The sequence below is a fragment of the Blautia hansenii genome (assembly GCF_013304445.1).
Classification (GTDB): Bacteria; Bacillota; Clostridia; order Lachnospirales; family Lachnospiraceae; genus Blautia.
This window is the reverse complement of record NZ_JAAITA010000050.1, coordinates 1-2,639: the sequence shown is the minus strand read 5'-3', so window position 1 is coordinate 2,639 and position 2,639 is coordinate 1. Positions and strand designations below refer to the sequence as shown.

Below are 2,639 nucleotides of genomic sequence, written 5' to 3'. Positions count from 1 at the left end.
TGGTAAGTCTATCTTACATCAGTTTGAAGGTTTACACAAACTTTGGGATACTCCCAAGGTGAGTAGTGTTGAACTGCTCACCTTAAGTATATATATCAATTTTGGATAATTATATATTATACAAACTCATATTTTCAATCTATTTTTATTCTTTCAACCAATGACACTTTCCTTTGAAGTTTCAAAATAGCATTAACCATACATATAGTTACACATAATACTAGTAATATATATATTATAATATGTGGACATGGTAATTGATAAACAAAATATGAAAGTCCATTCTTACTTAATGCCTCCACAAGAACATATCCCAATCCATTTCCTAATATTAATGTTACTGCGATACTAAGTATTATCAAAAGAATATTTTCATACATAATCATTTTTTTTAACTGTTTCTTAGTCATTCCGATAGCTTCTAACATGGCAAACTCTCTGCGTCTGGTAGCAATAGAAGACATAGATATACAAATTAAATTTAACCAACTAAATATAATTATGAAAAATGACACCCCTAAAATTTGCATACGTGTTTTCTCTATAATATCTGCATTTTCCTTTAGTGTTTCTTTAAGTGTTTGCATTACCAAATCTGGATGATTCAATAAAATCTTTTCTAATTTTTGAGTAACAGCATCACCATTCATTTTATAATCAGAAACACTGAGAATTATTGAAGCTGTAATATCCATATCTCCCCAAAATTTTTTTATTGTTTCTGGTGTTAAATAAAATCCTTCATTAAAACTTTTTTCAGATGTTCCAGCAATTATTATATTATCCGAATGTTCCTGTCCATCAAACCATCTAAAAGTTAAATTTTCTCCTTTAATAGGACAATTATGATACACATCCTTTTGGACATCGGTTCCTAATATTATCATACCATTTTTTTCTACCAACTCTTCATATGTCCATTGATCGTCAAGACTATCCAACACTTCCGCTTTATTTTCTTCTGTTATGGGAATTATTGGTATTTCCATATCTTCTCCTGCATATTCTATTATACCCGCCGTTCTTTTTTCAATTAATATATTTTTTACATTAGGTATATCAGCTATATTTTTAATCAGCTCATCAGAAAAAGGAGTTTTTATCTGATATTCTGAAATTCCATACGGCTTTCCATTAATTAAAGTATTATGATTAATCCCTATATAAAATTCTCCTTGTTCTAAATTTCCTTGACGTGCAAATTCTTCTTCACTCCATGAATTAAGAAATGTCACTCCGACAACAAAAAGCACTCCACTAATAACTAGCGAAACTAATATCAAAAATTTCTTTTTACGTTCTCTATATATATTTTTTTTGGCAAGTGTAAATGCTGTAAGATGACTATATGATTTTGAACTAAAGCTCTTACCATCTTGAAAAGACAAAAATTTCACATTTTCTATCGGTGTTATACTACTAGCAATTCTTGAAGGAGTTAATATAGATATTCGAACAACTAAATACCCTATTATCATTATAATTGTGCATACGATACTTATATTTACAATATTCACGCCGTTAGGTTCTATAAATATGGCAAAACAAAGTCCAACTACTACACCAATAGAAATTCCTAATAGACTACATATATCCCCTTCCATACGTATAAGCGATTTCACCTGTTTCTTAGTCATTCCAATCAGTCTCAAATTTCCTATTTGAACAACTCTATTTGAAACCGATAAATAAAAAATACTATAAATAACAATTATACTAACACCAAATATAAAAAAACTATATATAAATGTCATCCCAAAACTAGACTCGTCTCCCAAAGAACCCAAAAATTTACTATTAAAATAAATCTCTTTTCTATCAATATCATACTTATCCGCCATATCATATATAGTATTTTCAAATTCAACTATATTCATTATTTCCGCATTATTAATTCTAATGAGTGCCATGTATGGAATTTCTGTAAATAGTTTTCCTTCCTCTGCATATCTTTGCGAAACATAAAAAAAGCTTCCTGTGCTACTTACATTTTCACAAATTCCAGTAATTATAAATTTTTCAAAAATACCATCATTATTTGAAACTTCTAATTCATCGCCAATCTCTTTATTCAGAAGTTGTAGGAGATTTTCATTTATTACTACTTCATTTTTATCTATTGGTGCATTACCTTTTAAAATTCTATACGTGTGTATTACCTCTGTATTATTGGGCATATAAACAGCCTGAATCTTTTTATTATCTATTAAAATTTCAAAACCACTTTTGTAAGGGACTAATTCCTCAATCAATTTATTTTTTTGTAATTCTTCTATTTTTGAGGTAGTTAAATTTGCAATAGATACTTGCTGCATTTGCGACAAAACTTTTTGTTCTGCAGTCCTATTTCCAATTTGAATCAAAAAAAGTCCTGTAATCAAACTAATTGCTATAATAATAGTTAGTACTATGGCACCAAAAGTTAATTTATTATCAAAGGTATTTTTCCTCGCAATTATTCTAAGCATTGATTTCTCTATCTTCTTATTTTTCACATTCAAATGACTTACCTCCTCTATGCTAATACAAAACCATTTAAATAATCGAGAAAATATGAATACTAAATCCATACCTTCTCGATTTTCTAGTATAGAATAAATTAAATCTCTACTATATATTTTGAGGATAATGTATGGTAA

1 protein-coding gene is annotated in these 2,639 nt (G+C 28.3%); it reads right to left on the bottom strand.

The annotated features are described in order from the left end of the window. Positions 1-134: 134 nt before the first annotated feature. Complete coding sequence (locus tag G5A70_RS15395) at positions 135-2,495, bottom strand: ABC transporter permease (protein WP_173721417.1); 2,361 nt, start codon at positions 2,493-2,495, stop codon at positions 135-137. Positions 2,496-2,639: the final 144 nt, after the last annotated feature.